The sequence below is a fragment of the Streptomyces sp. YIM S03343 genome (assembly GCF_054729195.1).
The window spans coordinates 7198556-7217233 of sequence record NZ_JBPUKX010000001.1; the positions used below are offsets into that span (position 1 = coordinate 7198556).

Annotated in this window: 14 protein-coding genes and 1 riboswitch; of the genes, 4 read left to right on the forward strand and 10 right to left on the reverse strand. The window is 72.3% G+C overall.

Annotated features, from left to right (window positions below):
• Positions 1–202: 202 nt before the first annotated feature.
• Positions 203–970 (forward strand): ZIP family metal transporter, encoded by a 768-nt coding sequence (locus ACSYGN_RS31790; protein WP_460401726.1) that lies wholly within the window; start codon positions 203–205, stop codon positions 968–970.
• A gap of 20 nt (positions 971–990) precedes the next feature.
• Here the strand turns inward: ACSYGN_RS31790 and cobI are convergent, their stop codons facing one another.
• The 9 genes from cobI to ACSYGN_RS31835 all read right to left on the reverse strand — a co-directional run bounded on the left by cobI (position 991) and on the right by ACSYGN_RS31835 (position 14057).
• Positions 991–1722 carry a precorrin-2 C(20)-methyltransferase gene (gene cobI / locus ACSYGN_RS31795; RefSeq protein ID WP_460401728.1) on the reverse strand — a complete coding sequence of 244 codons (732 nt, stop codon included), beginning with the start codon at positions 1720–1722 and terminating at the stop codon, positions 991–993.
• Positions 1719–3152: a cobyrinate a,c-diamide synthase gene (locus ACSYGN_RS31800; protein ID WP_460401731.1), complete on the reverse strand. Its 1434-nt coding sequence runs from the start codon at positions 3150–3152 to the stop codon at positions 1719–1721. Before ACSYGN_RS31800 ends, cobI begins: the two co-directional genes overlap by 4 nt.
• Positions 3146–3754, reverse strand: coding sequence for a cob(I)yrinic acid a,c-diamide adenosyltransferase (gene cobO, locus ACSYGN_RS31805; RefSeq protein ID WP_460401733.1), 609 nt, complete (start codon positions 3752–3754; stop codon positions 3146–3148). The genes ACSYGN_RS31800 and cobO overlap by 7 nt, the downstream gene beginning before the upstream one ends.
• Entirely contained in the window at positions 3754–5781 is a 2028-nt protein-coding gene (locus tag ACSYGN_RS31810) for a putative cobaltochelatase (protein ID WP_460401735.1), read from the reverse strand. Before ACSYGN_RS31810 ends, cobO begins: the two co-directional genes overlap by 1 nt.
• Positions 5778–9434 (reverse strand): cobaltochelatase subunit CobN, encoded by a 3657-nt coding sequence (cobN, locus tag ACSYGN_RS31815; RefSeq protein WP_460401737.1) that lies wholly within the window; start codon positions 9432–9434, stop codon positions 5778–5780. Before cobN ends, ACSYGN_RS31810 begins: the two co-directional genes overlap by 4 nt.
• A complete protein-coding gene (locus ACSYGN_RS31820) occupies positions 9431–10963 on the reverse strand; it encodes a cobyric acid synthase (RefSeq protein WP_460401739.1) in 1533 nt (510 codons plus the stop codon). Before ACSYGN_RS31820 ends, cobN begins: the two co-directional genes overlap by 4 nt.
• Positions 10960–12003: a cobalamin biosynthesis protein gene (locus ACSYGN_RS31825; RefSeq protein WP_460401741.1), complete on the reverse strand. Its 1044-nt coding sequence runs from the start codon at positions 12001–12003 to the stop codon at positions 10960–10962. Before ACSYGN_RS31825 ends, ACSYGN_RS31820 begins: the two co-directional genes overlap by 4 nt.
• A gap of 155 nt (positions 12004–12158) precedes the next feature.
• Positions 12159–12299, reverse strand: a riboswitch (cobalamin riboswitch).
• A 151-nt stretch (positions 12300–12450) separates the two neighbouring features.
• A complete protein-coding gene (locus tag ACSYGN_RS31830) occupies positions 12451–12678 on the reverse strand; it encodes a hypothetical protein (protein ID WP_460401743.1) in 228 nt (75 codons plus the stop codon).
• A 38-nt stretch (positions 12679–12716) separates the two neighbouring features.
• On the reverse strand, positions 12717–14057 hold the full coding sequence (locus ACSYGN_RS31835) for an inorganic phosphate transporter (RefSeq protein ID WP_460401745.1): 1341 nt from the start codon (positions 14055–14057) through the stop codon (positions 12717–12719).
• A gap of 220 nt (positions 14058–14277) precedes the next feature.
• Between ACSYGN_RS31835 and ACSYGN_RS31840 the strand changes: the two genes are divergently transcribed.
• The 3 genes from ACSYGN_RS31840 to ACSYGN_RS31850 all read left to right on the forward strand — a co-directional run bounded on the left by ACSYGN_RS31840 (position 14278) and on the right by ACSYGN_RS31850 (position 17991).
• On the forward strand, positions 14278–14988 hold the full coding sequence (locus ACSYGN_RS31840) for a class II aldolase/adducin family protein (protein WP_460401747.1): 711 nt from the start codon (positions 14278–14280) through the stop codon (positions 14986–14988).
• Positions 14989–15103: 115 nt separating this feature from the next.
• A complete protein-coding gene (locus tag ACSYGN_RS31845) occupies positions 15104–16213 on the forward strand; it encodes an alpha/beta hydrolase (protein ID WP_460401749.1) in 1110 nt (369 codons plus the stop codon).
• A gap of 335 nt (positions 16214–16548) precedes the next feature.
• Positions 16549–17991 (forward strand): hypothetical protein, encoded by a 1443-nt coding sequence (locus tag ACSYGN_RS31850; RefSeq protein WP_460401751.1) that lies wholly within the window; start codon positions 16549–16551, stop codon positions 17989–17991.
• A 46-nt stretch (positions 17992–18037) separates the two neighbouring features.
• On the opposite strand, the gene ACSYGN_RS31855 is transcribed toward ACSYGN_RS31850, so the two are convergent.
• Positions 18038–18460, reverse strand: coding sequence for a VOC family protein (locus ACSYGN_RS31855; RefSeq protein WP_460401753.1), 423 nt, complete (start codon positions 18458–18460; stop codon positions 18038–18040).
• Between the last annotated feature and the right edge of the window lie 218 nt (positions 18461–18678).

Consider the following 18678-nt stretch of genomic DNA (forward strand, 5'->3'; position numbering starts at 1 on the left):
AACCGTCTCGAACTATCTCGAACTATCTCGAACTGTCTTGAATTGTTTAGAACTATCTGGAGCTGTCTCGAACCTTCTCGGACCACTGAAAACCGACCAGGCATCACTAGGAGCCGCCGAGCAACCACACAAAGTGACGGCGCACCGCGCTCACCGCCCCCGGATGTGCGCGAAGGCGGGTTGATCGGATAAGCAAGGGCACATGGCCGTCTTCGTCGCGCTGGGCGCGTTTCTCATGACGCTGGCGGGCGGCTGGACCGCGCAGCGTGTGACCGACCGCCGCCACCTGGTGCTGGGCCTGGCCGGCGGACTGATGCTGGGCGTGGTCGGTCTCGACCTGCTGCCGGAGGCACTCCGGGCGGCCGGCAAGGAGATCTACGGCGTACCGGCGGCCCTTCTCCTGTTCGTGGCCGGATTCCTGCTGGCCCATCTGGTCGAGCGCCTGCTGGCGGCGCGCCCCCAAGCTCTCGACTCCGCTCGAGCAGGGGGGACCCCCATCTCCGCCCACGGGGCCGACGAGCACAACCACCGGGCACCCGAGGTCGGCCTGACGGCAGCCGCGGCGATGGTCGGCCACAGCGCCATGGACGGCGTGGCGCTCGGCGCGGCCTTCCAGGTGGGCGGCGGCATGGGCCTCGCGGTCGCGCTGGCCGTCGTGTCGCACGATTTCGCGGACGGCTTCAACACGTACACGCTCACCAGCCTGTACGGGAACGACCGCCGCAAGGCCGTCACCATGCTGGTGGCCGACGCGGTGGCCCCGGTGGTGGGGGCGGCGTCCACGGCGTTCCTGAGCATCCCGGAACCGGTGCTCGGCGGCTATCTCGGCCTGTTCGGCGGAGTACTCCTCTATCTGGCGGCGGCCGAGATCCTCCCCGAGGCGCACCACGAGCACCCCGCCCACTCGACCCTGCTGTGCACGGTCGCGGGGGCGGCGTTCATCTGGCTCGTGGTGGGCCTGGCGGCCTGAGCCGCGGACGGGGAACGCGGTCACAGCTTGCCGCCGCGGCCGCCGTCGCGCGGGGCGGGCGCGATGAGAGTGGACAGATACGGCAGCGGCCCGCTGTCGAGTTCGGCGGCCGGCCGGATGGCCTCCTCGGGCAGCCCGAGCGCGGACCCCCATACGGCGTCGTCGAGCCGCCCGCTGTCCCGCAGCGCCTGCGCGACCTCGCGTGCCTGCCGCCCGAACTTGTACGCGACGACCGTGCCGGGCCCCTGGAGGGCGTCCTTGAGCACCCCGGCCCCCGCGGTCACGGGAACGAGGACCAGCGGCTCGGTCCCTTCGGTGAGGACAGCACCGGAGCGCGCGGCTAGATCCTGCATGGCGGTGATCCCCGGCACGGTCTCGACGACGAGGCCGGGCACCGACGCGGCGACGGTCTGCGCGAGATAGGTGAAGGTCGAGTACACATTGGGATCACCGATGGTGGCGAAGGCGACGACGGAACCCCCGGCCAGCAACTCGGCGACCCGCCGCCCGGCCTCGTCCCAGGCGGCCTCCCGCCGCCGACGGTCGGTCCGCTCGTTGAGCGCGAAGACGACCCGTACGACCTTCTCCGCGGGAACGTAGTGCAGCACGGTGGCCTCGGCACGCCCGCGCTCCCCGGTGTCCATGACGGGGACGACGACGACATCGGCGGCGCGCAGCGCGTTGACGCCCTTGACGGTCACCAGCTCCGGGTCGCCGGGTCCGACCCCGACCCCGATCAGCCTGCTGCTCATGACGTCCGGCACCTCTCCACGAACCGACGGGCCACACCGGGCTCGGACGCCCAGTGCGTGTGCAGATAACTCGCGTGCACGCCCTGCTGTACGAAGCCTTCGACCCGCCGCTGAGGGGCACGCATCCCCCAGGCGGGCGCCGCCCCGGCCCCGGGCTCGACGACGGTCCGATGGAACTCGTGTCCCCGCATCCGGGTCCCGGCGACGGCGAGCGGACTGTCACTCACGGCGACGGCATCCCGATACCCGAGCGTGAGCCGCTCGCCCATCCGTGCGGTGGCGTCGAGCACCCCGCACATGGGCAGCCCGTCGAGCTCCCGGCACAGATAGAGCAGCCCCGCACACTCGGCGGCGACGGGTCCCCCACTCAGGGCGAACTCGGCGACGGCCTTACGGAGCCGCTCGTTACCGGACAACTCGGAGCCGTAGACCTCGGGAAACCCACCCCCGATGACGACCCCCCGAGTCCCCTCGGGCAACTCCTCGTCCCGAAGCGGATCGAACACGACGACCTCGGCTCCGGCGGCGGCAAGCAACTCGGCATGCTCGGCATAGGAGAAGGTGAACGCCGCCCCACCAGCAACGGCGATGACTGCATTCAGCCCGTCCGGCGTTTGAGGACGCGGGGGCCCGGGGGCAAGGCCCCCGGGGTCGGGAACGGGAAGGGGCGGCGGGGGCGAAAAACCCAAAGCCGCACCGGCGTCCCAAGCCACACCCCCCACGGCCCCCGCACTCCGGGCCAAGGCCAGCAGCCCGGAGACATCACACCCCTCGGTAACCAGCGCCCCCATCGCCGCCACCGCCGAGACTGCCGCTACCCGCCGCTCGGCAACCGGCACCAGCCCGAGATGCCGAGAAGGCGTATCCACAACAGCGGCCCGACGAAGCACCCCGAACACAGGCACCCCGACGGAGTCCATCGCCTCCCGCAGCACAGCCTCATGCCGAGCGGACCCCACCTTGTTGAGAATCACCCCAGCGACCCACACCTCCGGATCCCAGGACACAAACCCATGCACCAGCGCGGCAACGGACCGAGCCTGCGCCGACGCATCGACGACCAGCACAACAGGCGCCCGCAGCAACTTGGCGACATGAGCCGTGGAGGCAAGCTCCCCCTCACCCACAGCCCCGTCGTACAGCCCCATCACGCCCTCGACGACAGCGACATCGCACCCCGCGGCCCCATGCAGAAACAGCGGAGCGACCAGCTCGGCCCCACACAGATACGCGTCGAGATTCCGCCCCACTCGCCCGGTGGCGAGCGAGTGGTACCCGGGATCGATGTAGTCGGGCCCGACCTTGTGCGGAGACACGGCAAGCCCCCGCGCGGCGAACGCGGCCATCAGCCCGGTGGCGACGGTCGTCTTGCCGCTCCCGGAGGACGGCGCGGCGACGACCAGCCGGGGCACGGCGGTGGAGCTCACCACTCGATGCCCCTCTGCCCCTTCTGCCCCGTGTCCATGGGGTGCTTGACCTTGGACATGTCGGTGACGAGATCGGCGAACTCCACAAGCTGCTCGGGCGCGTTCCGCCCAGTGATCACCACATGCTGGGTCCCCGGCCGCTTCCGCAGCACCTCGACGACCTCCTCCGTGTCCACCCACCCCCAGTGCATCGGATAGGCGAACTCGTCCAGCACATACAGCCGGTACGTCTCAGCAGCCAGATCCCGCTTGACCTGCTCCCACCCCTCCCGGGCCTTCTCCTCGTTGGTGGAGTTGTCGCCCTGGAGCCCCCGCTGGACCCACGACCAGCCCTCGCCCATCTTGTGCCAGGCGACGCTGCCGCCCTCACCGGAGGCTCCGAGCACCCGCAGCGCGTTCTCCTCGCCGACCCTCCACTTGGCCGACTTGACGAACTGGAACACCCCGATCGGCCACCCCTGGTTCCAGGCGCGCAGCGCCAGCCCGAAGGCGGCGGTCGACTTGCCCTTCCCGATCCCGGTGTGCACGACCACCAACGGCCGGTTACGACGCTGACGGGTCGTCAGGCCATCGTCCGGCACCACACTCGGCTGCCCCTGCGGCATTACGCGGCCCTCCTCGAAGTCCCCTGACCCTGAACGTCCTTGACCAGCCCGGCGATTCGGTCGGCGCGCAGTTCGTCCAACGTCACCGCCGCACCGCCCAGCTCACCGGCGAGCCCCCCGGCCAGCCCGAGCCGCACCGGCCCGGACTCGCAGTCCACGACCACCGACGCGACCCCCTCGGCCGCGAACAACCGCGCCGCACGCCCCGCCAGCGCCACCGGATCCGGCCCGCCGGTGGCACGCCCGTCGGTGACCACCACGACGAGCGCCCGCCGCGCCGGATCCCGCAGCCGCTCGACGCGCAGCACCTCGTGCGCCTTCAGCAGCCCGGCGGCCAGCGGCGTCCGCCCACCCGTGGGCAGCGACTCGAGCCGGGCCGCCGCAGCATCCACGGACGAGGTCGGCGGCAGCGCGACCTGCGCGTCCCGCCCCCGGAAGGTCACCAGACCCACCTTGTCCCGCCGCTGATAGGCGTCGAGCAGCAGCGACAGCACCGCACCCTTCACCGCACTCATCCGCTGCCGCGCGGCCATCGACCCGGAGGCGTCCACGACGAAAAGAACGAGATTCCCCTCGCGACCCTCCCTCAGCGCCTGCCGCAGATCGTCCCGGCGCACCACCAGCCCCGGCCCGGAACGCCCCCGCGCCCGCTGATACGGCGCGGCAGCCAGCACCGTGGCGGCGAGGTGCAGCTTGGACAGCTTCCCCTGCGGACGCCGCGCCCCGGTCGTCCGCCCGTGCTCGGTCCGCGCCCGCGACCGCCGCCCGGCGGCCCCCGCACCGATCCCGGGCACGCTCAGCACCTTGGTCCGAAAGGGCTCAGCGGCCCGTACGGGGGCTTGCTCACCGGCACCCGCACCCGGCACCTGAGCCTCGTCGCCCTCAGAGGACTCGGACTGGGCACCCGAATCCCCGCCCTGCGGCCCGGCCTCCGGCGACGGCTGCCCGCCACCCCCACCGGGCCCGTCCGGGTCGGGATCCTCGCCCTCCGACGAGTCCCCGAACTGCTCCAGGGTCTCGTCGAGCTTGTCCTCGTCGAGCCCGGGCGCATCGAAGGGATTGCGCCGCCGCCGGTGCGGCAGCGCCAGCAGCGCTGCCTGCCGTACGTCCTCTGGGAGCACGTCGGTGCGCCCGGCCCAGGCGGCCAGCGCGGTCGCCGTGCGCGCCATCACGATGTCGGCCCGCATCCCGTCCACCTCGAAGGCGGCACAGGTCGCGGCGATCTGCCGCAGCACGCCGTCGCCCAGCCGCACGGACGGCAGCAACTCGCGTGCGGCGACAATCCGTTGCCGTACGGCGGCCTCCTCGTCGGCCCAGCGGGCGGCGAAGCCGGCCGGGTCGTCGTCGTAGGCGAGCCGGCGCCGTACAACCTCCACCCGCTGCTCCGGCTCCCGGGACGCCGCGACCTCCACGGTGAGCCCGAACCGGTCGAGCAACTGAGGCCGTAGCTCACCCTCTTCGGGGTTCATGGTGCCGACGAGCAGAAACCGGGCGGCATGCCGTACGGAGACACCCTCGCGCTCGACGTACGAGGCGCCCATGGCGGCGGCGTCCAGCAGCAGGTCGACAAGATGGTCATGAAGGAGATTGACCTCGTCGACGTACAGGATCCCGCGATGCGCGTCGGCCAGCAGCCCCGGCTCGAACGCCTTCACGCCCTCGGCCAGCGCCCGCTCGATGTCGAGGGCACCCACCAGCCGGTCCTCGGAGGCCCCGACGGGCAGCTCGACCATCCGGGCAGGCCGGGACTCGAACGCACCCGGCGGCTCGTGCGGCTCGTGCGGCTCGTGCGGCCCGTCCGGGCACGCCGGGTCGGGGGAGCCGGGATCACAGGAGAACCGGCACCCGGCGACCACGTCCACCGCGGGCAGCAGCGCCGAAAGAGCGCGCACCGCCGTGGACTTGGCGGTGCCTTTCTCACCGCGCACCAGCACTCCGCCGACCTTCGGGCTCACCGCGTTCAGCAGCAGCGCGAGCCGCAGGTCGTCCTGCCCCACGACGGCAGTGAACGGAAACGGGGTGGTCACTGGTCCTCGCCCTCCAAATCGCCTTCCAGCTCCAGATAGGTGGCACGCAGCCGCTCGAGCGTCTCCGCGTCCGGCTCCGCCCACAGCCCCCGGTCGGCGGCCTCCAGCAGCCGTTCCGTGACGCCGCGCAGTGCCCAGGGGTTGGACTGCCGCATGAACTCCTGGTTCTCCGGCGAGAACACGTACTCGGCCGCCAGCTTCTCGTACATCCAGTCGTCGACGACCCCGGCTGTGGCGTCGTAGCCGAAGAGGTAGTCCACGGTGGCCGCCATCTCGAAAGCACCCTTGTAGCCGTGCCGGCGCATCGCCGCCATCCAGCGCGGGTTGACCACTCGTGCCCGGAAAACCCGGTGGGTCTCCTCGCCCAGCGTTCGTGTCTTCACCTGATCCGGACTCGCCGAATCGCCCACATACGCCTCGGGGTTGGCCCCCGTCAGATGCCGCACCATGGCGACCATGCCGCCGTGGTACTGGAAGTAGTCGTCCGCGTCGGCAAGGTCGTGTTCCCTTGTATCGATGTTCTTCGCCGCCACCGCGATCCGCCGGAACGCCGTCTCCATATCGCCGCGTGCCGCGCGCCCGTCGAGCCCGCGCCCGTAGGCGTAACCGCCCCAGACCGCGTACACCTCGGCGAGGTCCGCGTCCGAGCGCCAGTTCCGCGCGTCGATCAGCGGCAGCAGCCCGGCGCCGTACGCCCCCGGCTTGGAGCCGAACACACGGGCCGTGGCCCGCCGCCGGTCACCGTGCCCGGCGGTGTCCTCCTCCACATGCGCGCGCACGTAGTTGGATTCAACGGGCTCCTCCAGCTCGGCCACGGCCCGCACCGCGTCGTCGATCAGGCCGACGACATGCGGGAACGCGTCCCGGAAGAACCCGGAGATGCGCACGGTGACATCGATGCGAGGCCGCCCCAGCTCGGCCGGCGGCACGATCTCGAACCCGGTCACCCGGCGAGACGCGTCGTCCCATACCGGACGGCACCCCAGCAGCGCCAGGATCTCGGCGATGTCGTCGCCCTGGGTGCGCATCGCGGACGTGCCCCACACCGTGAGGCCGACCGATCGGGGGTAGTCACCGGTGTCGGTCAGATAGCGCTGCACCAGCGAGTCCGCCAGCGACTGCCCGACCTCCCAACTCAGCCGGGATGGAATGGCCTTGGGGTCGACGGAGTAGAAGTTGCGGCCGGTCGGCAGGACGTTGACGAGCCCGCGCGTCGGCGAGCCCGACGGACCGGCCGGGACGTAACCGCCGTTCAGCGCATGCAGGATGTGCCCGATCTCGTCCGTCGTCCGGGCCAGCCGGGGCACGACCTCCGTGCAGGCGAACTCCAGCACGGCGACCGCGTCGGGGAGTTCGGTGCCGCCCAGCACGTCACGCACCAGCGCGCCGCTCTCCGACGCCGCCCACCCCCGCGCCTCCATGCCCTCGGCGATCCGCCGGCACAGCTGCTCCAGCAGATCGATCGCGTCGGACGCCGTGCGTGACGGGCCCTCGACCAGTTCCGTCAGCTCCACCGGCACCTTCACCGGCGCGCCCGGCTCGGCCAGCAACTCCTCCTCCACCAGCCCGAAATGGGCCGCGATCGACGCCCGTAGCCCCGGCAGTGCGTTCGCCCGTCCGCCCCATACCTGGGAGGCCCGCAGCACCGCCAGCACCAGGTTGACGCGCGGCTCGCCGACCGGGCCGCCGCCGAGGATGTGCAGTCCGTCCCGGATCTGCACGTCCTTGATCTCGCACAGATAGCCGTCGATGTGCATCACGAACTCGTCGAACGCGGTGTCGTCCGGCTGCTCGTCGACATGCAGGTCATGGTGCAGCTCGGCAGCCTTGACCAGGGTCCAGATCTGGGCGCGCACCGCGGGTGCCTTCGTCGGGTCCAGGTCGGAGACCAGGGCGTACTCGTCGAGCAGTTGCTCCAGCTTGGCGAGGTCGCCGTAGGTGTCGGCGCGTGCCATCGGCGGCACCAGGTGGTCGACGACGGTGGCGTGGCCGCGCCGCTTGGCCTGGGTGCCCTCGCCGGGGTCGTTGACGATGAAGGGGTAGATCAGGGGGAGTTCACCGAGCACGGCGTCGGGTGCGCAGCCGCGGGACAGGCCGAGGCCCTTGCCCGGCAGCCACTCCATGGTGCCGTGCTTGCCCATGTGGACGATCGCGTCGGCCCGGAAGGAGTTCTCCAGCCAGCGGTACGCCGCCATGTAGTGGTGGGACGGCGGCATGTCCGGGTCGTGGTAGATCGCGATGGGGTTCTCGCCGAAGCCGCGCGGCGGCTGGATCATCACGACGACGTTCCCGAACCGGAGCGAGGCGAGCACGATGTCGTCGCCGTCGACATACAGCGAGCCCGGTGGCTCGCCCCATGCCGCGAGCATGGCGTCGCGCAGCTCGGGGTCCAGCTCGTCGAACCACGCGCGGTAGTCGGCCAGCGGCACCCGGGCGGGCGCGGCGGCCAGTTGCTCCTCGGTCAGCCATTCCACGTCGTGCCCGCCGGCCTCGATGAGGCGATGGATCAACTCGTCGCCGTTGTCGGGGTATTCGGTGAGTGAGTAGCCCGCGTCGCGCAACGCGTCAAGGACCCGTACCGCCGATGCCGGGGTGTCGAGGCCGACGGCGTTGCCGACGCGGGAGTGCTTGGTGGGGTAGGCGGTGAAGACGAGCGCGAGCTTCTTGTCGGCGTTCGGCTTGTGCTTCAACCGCGCGTGCCGTACGGCGATTCCGGCGACGCGTGCGGCCCGCTCGGGGTCGGCGACGTAGACCGGAACGTCGTCGGGGCCCTGCTCCTTGAAGGAGAACGGCACGGTGACGAGCCGCCCGTCGAACTCGGGGATGGCGACCTGCATCGCCGCGTCCATGGGGGAGAGGGCGGCGGCCGACTCCTCCCAGACGGCGCGCGAGGAGGTCAGACACAGCCCCTGGAGCACCGGGATGTCGAGATCGGCGAGCGCCCCCACGTCCCACGCCTCCTCGTCCCCGCCCGCGGAGGCGGGGGAGGCATGCGTGCCGCCCGCCGCGAGGACGGTGGCGACCAGCACATCGGCCCGCCCCAGCAGCTCGTACAGCCCGGCGTCCGCGCCCCGCAGCGAACCGCAGTACACCGCAAGGGCGCCCGCACCCCGTGCCTCGATCGCCTCGCACAGCGTGTCCACGAAGCCGGTGTTGCCGCTCAGTTCGTGCGCCCGGTAGAAGAGGACGCCGACCGTCGGACGGTCCGCCGCCTCGGCGGGGGTCCCGTGGACGCCGTACTCGGGCATCCGCCGCGGCTCCTCGAATCCCTCGCCGGTCAGCAGGACCGTGTCGGACAGGAACCGGGCCAGCTCGGTGAGGTTGGCGGGGCCGCCCTCGACGAGATAGCGCAGCGCCTCCGCCACCACGCCCGCGGGCACCGACGACTCCGCCATCAGCTCGGCGTCCGGCACCGTCTCGCCGCCCAGCAGCACGGTCGGGATCCCCGCGGCCTTGAGCGCGGCGAGCCCGTCCTCCCAGGCCCGCTTGCCGCCGAGCAGCCGTACGACCGCGAGGTCCGCGCCCTCGATCAGCCGCGGCAGTTCCGCGGCGACGTCCATGCGGGTCGGGTTGCCGATCAGATAGGAGGCGCCGGAGGCACGCGCCGCCAGCAGATCGGTGTCGGCGGTCGACAACAACAACACTGTGCTCATGCGGGCGCTCCCGGGGGAATGAAAGGCAGTCCTTGCGGTGCGCCGGACTCGATGAGCCGCCACAACGCGTCCGTGTCCGTGTGCTGTTCGATCAGATCGCCGAGCCGGTCGAGCTGTTCCTCACGCAGCGCGGCGAACGACGTGCCGTCGGCGGGCACGAAACGGCGGCCCGCAGCTGCCGCCACCTCGCGCAGGAACGCCCGCCGGAAGCCGTCCGACTCCAGTGAGCCGTGCCAGTGCGTGCCCCAGGTCGCGCCGACCCGGCAGCCGTCCAGGGCGCCGCCCTCGTTGTCGTGGAGGAAGCCGTCCCCGCCGAGGACCTCGGCGACACCGTGATGGATCTCGTACCCCTCGACCCGCTCGCCGAGGGCCCGGCCCACCGGGCGGGTGAGGGTCTTCTCTCGGGCGAACCGCACCCGCACCGGCAGCACACCGAGCCCGTCGACCCGGCCCGACCGGCTCTCCACGTCGTCCTCGATGGACTCGCCGAGGATCTGATATCCGCCGCACACCCCGAGCACCGGACGGCCCTCCCGGACCCGCTCTGCGATGGCACGCGCGAGCCCGCGCTCCCGCAGCCACGCCAGGGCACGCACGGTTCCCCGAGTGCCGGGGATCACCACGAGGTCGGCGTCGGCCAGTTCCTCCGGCCGGTCCACGAACCGTACGACGACGCCCGGTTCGGCGGCCAGCGCGTCCACGTCCGTGAAGTTGGACATCAGCGGCACCGCGCACACCGCGACCCGCAGCACCTCGTCGCCGACCGGCGGGGCGACCGCCGACTCGCGCACCGTGCCCCGCAGAGAAACGCGGAGCCCGTCCTCCTCGTCGATGCCGAGCCCGTGCCGGAACGGCAGCACGCCGTACGTCCGCCGACCGGTCAGCCCGTGCAGCATGTCGAGGCCGGGCTCCAGCAGCGACACGTCGCCGCGGAACTTGTTCACCAGGAACCCGCTCACCAGCGCCTGGTCCTCACGGGACAGCAGAGCGACCGTGCCGAAGAAGGAGGCGAAGACGCCGCCGCGGTCGATGTCGCCGACGACGAGCACCGGCAGCCGGGCGTTCCGGGCGATCCCCATGTTGACGATGTCGGTCCGCCGCAGATTGATCTCCGCGGGACTCCCGGCACCCTCGCAGATCACCGCGTCGTACGAACCCCGCAGCTCCGTCAGGCAGTCCAGCACCGTGCCCAGCAACTTCTGCTGCCGCCCGCCGTGGTAGCGGCGTGCGCTCAGCTCGCCCACCGGTCTGCCCAGCAGCACGACCTGGCTGCTCTGCTCGCCGCCCGGCTTGAGCAGCACGGGGTTCATCAGCGCGGTCGGCTCGACACGGCAGGCCTGGGCCTGCATGGCCTGCGCCCGGCCGATCTCGGCGCCCTCGCGGGTGACGAACGAGTTCAGGGACATGTTCTGCGCCTTGAACGGCGCGACCTTGACGCCCTGCCGCACCAGCCAGCGGCAGATGCCCGCCGTCACGACGCTCTTGCCGGCGTCGGAGGTGGTACCGGCGACCAGAAGCCCTCCGCTCATGATCCCTTTCCCCTCCTGCTACGAGCGGTGAACCCCCCGGTGAGCACCCGCCCGGCGACGGCCCCTCCAGTGACGGTCCGTCCGGCGACCGTCCGTGCCGCGATGGCCCGCCCGACGACGGCCCGCCCCACGACCGCGACGCCGAGCGCCAGCGCGCCGACGCGCCGGGACAGCCGTACGGCCCGCTCGATGTCGGAGACCCGCACCGCGCGTCCCCGGCCGCCGTTGAGGACGGGCCGGTGCTCGACCCGGCCGCCGTAGGAGAGCGTGCCGCCGAGCCGCACCCCGAGGGCGCCCGCGAACGACGCCTCCACAGGACCGGCGTTGGGGCTGGGATGCCGTCCGGCGTCGGTGCGCCAGGCGGCCACGGCGCCGCGCGGATCGTCCCCGGCGAGCGCGGCGAGTACGGCGGTGAGGCGTGCCCCCGGCCAGCCGGCGATGTCGTCGAGGCGTGCGGAGGCCCAGCCGAAGCGTCTGAGGCGCGGCGACTTGTGGCCCACCATGGCGTCGAGGGTGTTGACGGCGCGGAACCCGAGCAGCCCCGGCACCCCGCCGACGGCCCCCCACACCAGCGCGCCGACGACGGCGTCGGAGGTGTTCTCGGCGACCGACTCCACCACCGCGCGGGCGATCCCGTCGGCGTCGAGTGCCTGCGGGTCGCGGCCGCACAGATGCGGCAGCCGTTCCCGCGCGGCCTCGATGTCCCCGGCCTCCAGCGCCGCTCCGACGGCTCTGGCCTCGCGCACCAGCGACGTTCCGCCGACGACCGCCCAGGTGGCGGCGGCGGTCAGGGCGAGGGAGGCGGCGGGGGAGGGGCGTACGGCGCGTGCGGCCACGGCCCCGAGCGCCACGGCGCCACCGGCGCACACGGCGGTGTGCAGCGCGCCCCATGCCCGGTGGTCGTGCCACAGCACCTGTTCCACGGCGGCCGAGGCCAGCCCGAACACGGCGACCGGATGCCCGCGGCGCGGATCGCCGAGGAGCAGATCACCGAGGAGGCCGGCGGTGGCGCCGTACGCGAAGACGCGATCGGCACCCACCGGCTCAGCCGGCCGAGCGGCGGGTCAGCGACTTATGGGACCTGACGGATCCGACTGAGGTCCCGGACCCGACGGACCCGGGAGACCTGTGACGTGACCTCGAACGGCAGCCGAGCATGGCGATATGTCCTCACTCAGGGTGTCCACGCCCTGGTTCGACGAGACCGGCGGTGAGAGTTCCTGGCTCCCGGGGATTGCTACCCCGGTGACAGTGGCGGGACCGCGCCGGACTCGCACCGGCTTCCTCTCCTTGCCGCCGTACATGGCCCCGGAAGTCCACCACGGGGCCCGAAGGGCCGTCAACCTGCCGCTGACCAGGGACGGAAGAGTGTGGGGAGCCCCACATCCGGGGTTTTCGGGTGTCCCCGGGGCTGCTCGGGCACACGCGTGTGGGGTGCGGGACGGTCGTTCCGTCCCGCACCCCACACCGTCGCCGGCGGGCCTGTGTCAGCCCTTGGCCATGATCAGATTGATGCCGTACGCCACCGCGGCGGCGCAGGCGGCGAAGCAGAGGTATGCCGCGGTGGTGGCGAGGGCGGCCGAACCGCCTTCGGCCGTGGCGCGTTCGCGGCGCGACAGGCCCGCGACACCGAGGGTGAACAGGCCGACGAGGGCCACGGTGACCACGAGGCTGACGCCGAAGACGGAGCCGAGGGCCGCCCAGTCGATCTTCATGGTGATTCCTTCTTGACCGAGAGTTCGGGGGGCGGGGCTCAGACGGCGGCGGCCGGCGGGGCCGTCTGGTCTGCGATGGGCGCCGAGGCGATGGTGGGCAGCACGGCCGGGGCCGGGGAGGGAGCCGGGGCGGGGATCGTGGCCGTGAGGTCCTCGGTCACCGCGACCGCCGGGAGCGGGGTGACGGCGGGCAGCACCGGCGCGACGGGCTGGGCCTCGGGGGCGCCCTGAGGCGTGGACGCCGCGGGGGCCGTGGGGGTCAGCACCTCCGCCGGGGCCTCGTGGTCGTTGACGTTGGTGTGGTCGATCACCTGACGGCGGGAGACCCGATAGATCGCCACGCTGGCGGCGATCAGGAAGGCGGCGACGACGGCCGTGCCCCAGTCACCGAGGTCCATGACGGACTCGGCGCCCGCGCCGACCACGGCGGCGGCCGGGAGCGTCAGCACCCAGGCGATCATCATCTGCGTGGCGGTGGACCAGCGGACCACGCCGCCCTTGCGGCCGAGGCCCGCGCCCATCACCGAGCCGGAGACGACATGCGTGGTGGAGAGCGAGAAGCCCAGGTGGGAGGAGGCGAGGATGGCCGTGGCCGCGCTGGTCTGGGCGGCGAAGCCCTGCCGCGGCTGGAGGTCGGTGAGGCCCTTGCCCATGGTGCGGATGATGCGCCAGCCGCCGAGGTAGGTGCCGAGCGCGATGGCCGTGCCGGCCGAGAGGATCACCCAGGTGGGAGGGTCGGAGTCGGGTGCCACGACGCCGCCGGAGACCAGGGCGAGGGTGATGATGCCCATCGTCTTCTGGGCGTCGTTCGTGCCGTGGGCGAGGGACACCAGGCCCGCCGAGGCGATCTGGCCCGCGCGGTAGCCCTTGGCCGAGGCCTTGTCGTCCGCCTTGCCGGAGACGGTGTACGACAGCCGGGTCGCGACCATCGCTGCGATGCCCGCGACCAGCGGGGCGGCGACGGCCGGGAGCAGCACCTTGGTGACAAGGATGTCGCCGTGCACCGCGCCGGTACCGGCGGAGGCGATGGTGGCGCCGATCAGGCCGCCCATCAGGGCGTGCGAGGAGCTGGAGGGCAGCCCCACCAGCCAGGTCACCAGGTTCCAGAGGATCGCGCCGGTCAGGGCGGCGAAGATGACCTCGGGACGGATGCCTGTCTCGTCGACGAGGCCCTTGGAGATCGTGTTGGCGACCTCCACGGAGAGGAAGGCGCCTGCAAGGTTCAGCACGGCGGACATGCCGACCGCGACCTTGGGCTTGAGTGCACCGGTCGAGATGGTGGTGGCCATCGCGTTGGCGGTGTCGTGGAAACCGTTCGTGAAATCGAACGCAAGTGCGGTCGCCACCACAATCGCGAGAATCAGCGAGAAGTTTTCCATTTACCCAGGCAATCGCTCGAAGTCATTGGTTGGGCGAACGTATGTAACCTGGGTGAACGGAAGGTGAACTGAGGCGGGCTTCCTGGTGTCCAAAGGTGCGGGCCGTTCCCCTGTTACGGATCGACGGCCCAGACGCCGCTTGACCAAGGGCCGGGAGCGGACGAAACCAGCCACTCGGACCCTGTTGAAGAGACTTTTCTCACCCGGGCAGGATCACGTCATGGCTGATCACAGGAACGACCGCCGGAACCCACAGGGCGTGACGGACGAGGCGGACGATGCGGACCGGGCACTGGCGCGAGCCTGGGAGGACCTGCTCGCGACGGCCCGCCGCACGGTGTCCGACGGCCTCGTCGTGGGCACCTCGGGCAATGTCTCCGTACGGGTCGGAGACATCGTACTGGTCACGCCCTCGGGGGTGCCCTACGACCGGCTGAAACCGTCCGATATCACCGCCACCGACCTCACCGGCCGGCAGGTGCTGGGCACGCTGGTTCCCACCAGCGAACTGCCGATGCATCTGGCGGTCTACGGCAGCACTGACGCCGGCGCGGTGGTGCACACCCACGCGGTGCACGCGACGGCGGTCTCGACGCTCGTCGACGAGCTCCCCCTGATCCACTACATGACCGCGGCCCTCGGCGGCCCCGTCCGGGTCGCCCCGTACGCGACCTACGGCACGGCGGAACTGGCCGACAACATGCTCCGCGCCCTCACCGGCCGCACCGGCTGCCTCCTGCGCAACCACGGCACCATCACCTACGGCACCACCCTCGCCCAGGCCTACGACCGCACCGCCCAGCTGGAGTGGATGTGCCGCCTCTGGCTGACGGCCTCCTCGGTCCCGGGCCGGAGCCCGGCCCTGCTGACGGAGGAGCAGGTGGCGGAGGTCGGCGACAAGCTGCGGAGCTACGGCCAACGACGGCCGTGACGTGCCGGCCCGCCTCCGGCATGCCTGTCAGAGCTGCCAGAGGCCCCGGATCCGTCCGTCACCCCATCCCGGCCTCCCACTGGCCCGGTGCCGGATCCGCCACGACACTGGACGGGTGCGCACTGTCACAGCGGCGGCCGCTGCCGCCACCGCGGCTCTGGCGGCCGGTGCGGCCGGGATCGCCATAGGACGGCTCGCCAGCGATGCCGCGCTCAAGGCGGTCCCCGGCCGGCCCCTGCCCACCGAACCCCGGCTCACCGTGCACGGCACCGCCGCGGGCCACATCACCCTCACCCGGGACCTGGCCTCGCTGCGCCCCGGCACCTACGGGCTGGCCGGCAACGGCGCCCACGCCGTCGTCGGAGGCGTCCTGGAATCGGCACCGCACGACGCCGACAACGTCGTACGGCGACTGGAACGCGTCACGCACGGCACGCTCGCGCCGGGCGACAAGGTCTGGTTCACCCCCAACATCCACGTCGGCGACCCCGGCGCCGCCCTCGGCCTCGAACACACCGACGTCGACATCCCCGGCGAACTCGGCGAGCTGCCCGCCTGGTTCGTGCCCGGCGTGCGGGACATCTGGGTGATCGCCGTGCACGGGCTCGGCACCACCCGTGAGCACGCCATGAACGTCATGGGGTTCCTGAACCGCCGCCACGTCCCCGTGCTCGCCCTCGCCTACCGCGGCGACCCCGGCGCACCCCGCCCCACCGACGGTCTCAGCCACCTCGGCGAGACCGAGTGGCGCGACCTGGACGCGGCGATCCGTTACGCCGTGCGGTACGGGGCGAAGAGCGTCGTCCTGCTCGGCTGGTCGACCGGCGCCACCATGGCGCTGCGCGCCGCCGACCGGTCCGCCGTGCGCGACCGGATCCGCGGGCTGGTGCTCGACTCGCCGGTGCTCAGCTGGGAGACCACCCTGCGTGCGCTTGCCGCCGCCCGGCACACTCCGGCCCCTCTGCTGCCGCTGGCGGTGCGAGCCGCGCAGGGGCGCACGGGTCTGCCTGCCGCGGCCCCCGCCCGCCTCACGGTGCCGACGCTGATCTTCCATGGGCCTGGTGACAAGGTCGCGCCCTGGGAGCCCTCCCGCCGACTGGCTGCCGCCCGGCCCGACCTGATCGCCCTCCAGCCCGTCCCGGACGCGCCGCACAACGCCATGTGGAACGCCGACCCCGCCGCCTACGAGGAGTCCCTGCGCCGCTTCCTCACTCCGTTGATGTGAGCCCGGGTTCTCGCCCCCGCCGCCCCTTCCCGTTCCCGTCCCTGGGGGCTGCGCCCCCAGACCCCCCTTGTCCTCAAACGCCGGACGGGCTGATTCAGCCTCTCCGGCGTTTGAGGAGCGGGGGGACGGGGGCGGAGCCCCCGTGACGGGACGGGAAGGGGCGGCGGGGGCGAAACCCTCGTACCGGCAACCGGTTTCCGCCATTCCGTTTCGATGCGTACCACTGGCCCGTTCACACCCCCTCACCCGGGCGGAAACCCAGCTGTCGGACCGCCCCTCAGCACGCCGTGGCATTCCGTTTGGGTTTTCGGACCGTCAACCGGAAGACTGCACACGTGACGTCCCGTATCCCGCGCGACTCCAGGCTTCGACTCGTCCGCCAGCGACCCCTGGCCGCCACCCCCACAGCTGTGAACCAGCGGCGTCCACGACGCCCCGCCCCGCGCCCCCCGGAGGGCACACCGGCACCCGCGGAACTGGCCAGAATGGCGCGCTCCGGCCTGGCCGGGGCGGCCCGTGTCGCCCGTTGGGCGGACACCGAACTCGGTCCCGGCCGGCGCGGCGCACGCTCCGACGGCAAGGCCACTCTCTCCGACGCCACCGCCGAACGCGCGGCCGATGCACTGGGACTGACGATCGCTCAGGTCCGCGCCGAGTGGGACAACGCCCGTCTCGCCGGACTTGTCGAGGTGCACGGCGACAGCGCCCGCCCCGGCTGGCGGCTGCGCGCCTGGGACCGTGACGACAGCGCCGTACTGCGCGGCTGGGTCGCCCTGTTCGACGCCTGGTCCCTCGCCGACCCGGAGCCCGGGCACCACGACCACTCCGCCGTCGCCGACGTCGTCTCGGCCATGCCCCAGGTGCTCTCCTTTCTCCAGCTGTCCGCCGGCCCCGTACCCCAGGACCAGCTCCTCGACCTCCTCCAGCAGCGTGTCACCGAACTGCGCACCGAACGCTGCGAGGTCGCCTACGGCCCCGCTCCCACCCCCTTCGCTCCCACGCTCGTCGCCACCGCCCCCGTACTGCCCGGTGCCGAACCCGACCCCGCCGACGCCGCCCCGCTCGCGCCGCTGCTCGACTGGGCCCTGCGCGCCCTCGCCTCCGTCGGCGCCCTCACCTACGGCGACGGACAGGCCACCCTCACCCCGCTCGGCAGCTGGGCGGTCTGGGTCAAGCTGGAGCAGATCTGCGTCGCCGCGCAGAGCCCGGCCGGCAACATCGAGCAGGCCGCCGACGGCATGCTGCGCGGCTGCGCCCAGCTGCGCCCCAACGCGGCCCGCGCCGAGTACCGCGCCTGGCTCGCCGCCCGCCCCGTCGGCAGCGCCGTCACCGAACTGCTCGGCGCCGCCCGCGGCGAGGACGCCCTGCTGCGCGGCCTCGCCTTCGAGGCGCTGCGAGTCGTGGGAGCCCCCGCCGAACCCGACGTACGCGCCGTCGTCGACGATCCGGCGCTGCGCCCGTACGCCCTGCTGTGGCTCGCGGAGCACGACGGCGTCGACCCCGAGGACGCCCACGAGGTGCTCACCCGGGACGAGGCCACCTGGCTGTGGGTCGACACCGCCGCCGCCGTCACCGACCACGGCGAGGCCCCGATGCTGGTGCGCCATCTGGAGTCGGCGGTCCAGCCCACCGTGCCTCAGTTGCTCGACGAGGTCCGCGCGGTCGGCCATCCGCGCACCGTGCAGGTCCTCGTAGCGCTCGCTGCCGCGCATCCCGACCCTGCCCTCGCCAAGGCCGTGCGCCGGGCCGCCTTCCAGGTCCACACCGGCGGGAGCTGACCCGGCTCCCCGCCCACGCCCACGCGGCCGGCCGGTGCCGCGCGGGTCACCCGGCCGTCCCGGGTATCTCGGGTGCGTACGTGCCGAAGCTCCAGATGTTGCCCTCGAGGTCCCGGGCCATGTAGTCCCGCCCGCCGTAGTCCTGGTCCGTCGGGGGCAGCAGGATCTCCGCGCCGTGCTCCACGGCGTGCCGGTGGTGCGCGTCGACGTCGTCCACCACGATGTACACCCCGGTGGTGCCCGCGTTCTTCATCGCCGTGTCGAACACACCGCCGCGCCCCTTGGAGCCGACCATCACCGCCCCGTTGCCCTGCGTCAGCTCCGCGTGCAGGACCGTGCCGTCCTCGCCCTCGTAGAACGAGAGCTGCTCGAAGCCCAGGGCCTGTGTGAGCTGTTCGACCGCCGCCTTCGCGTCCGTGTAGAGCAGCGTGGGAAAGACGCTGGGCCGCCCGCCGCCGGTGCCTGCCATGCCGATCACTCCTCCGCTGAATGACTGACGCATCACTTTCCGGATGGCTGCCCGACCGCCAGATCACTCCTGGATCACTCCCGGACGGACCTCCACCTGCCGTCCAGCATGGCAGCCACCACTGACAACGCCCTGCCCGGACAGCGGCCCCAAGGCCCCGGAAATGCGGTTGCGCCGCCCCGTTAGACTTGCCTCATGGCCATTCTCCTCGCGCATTA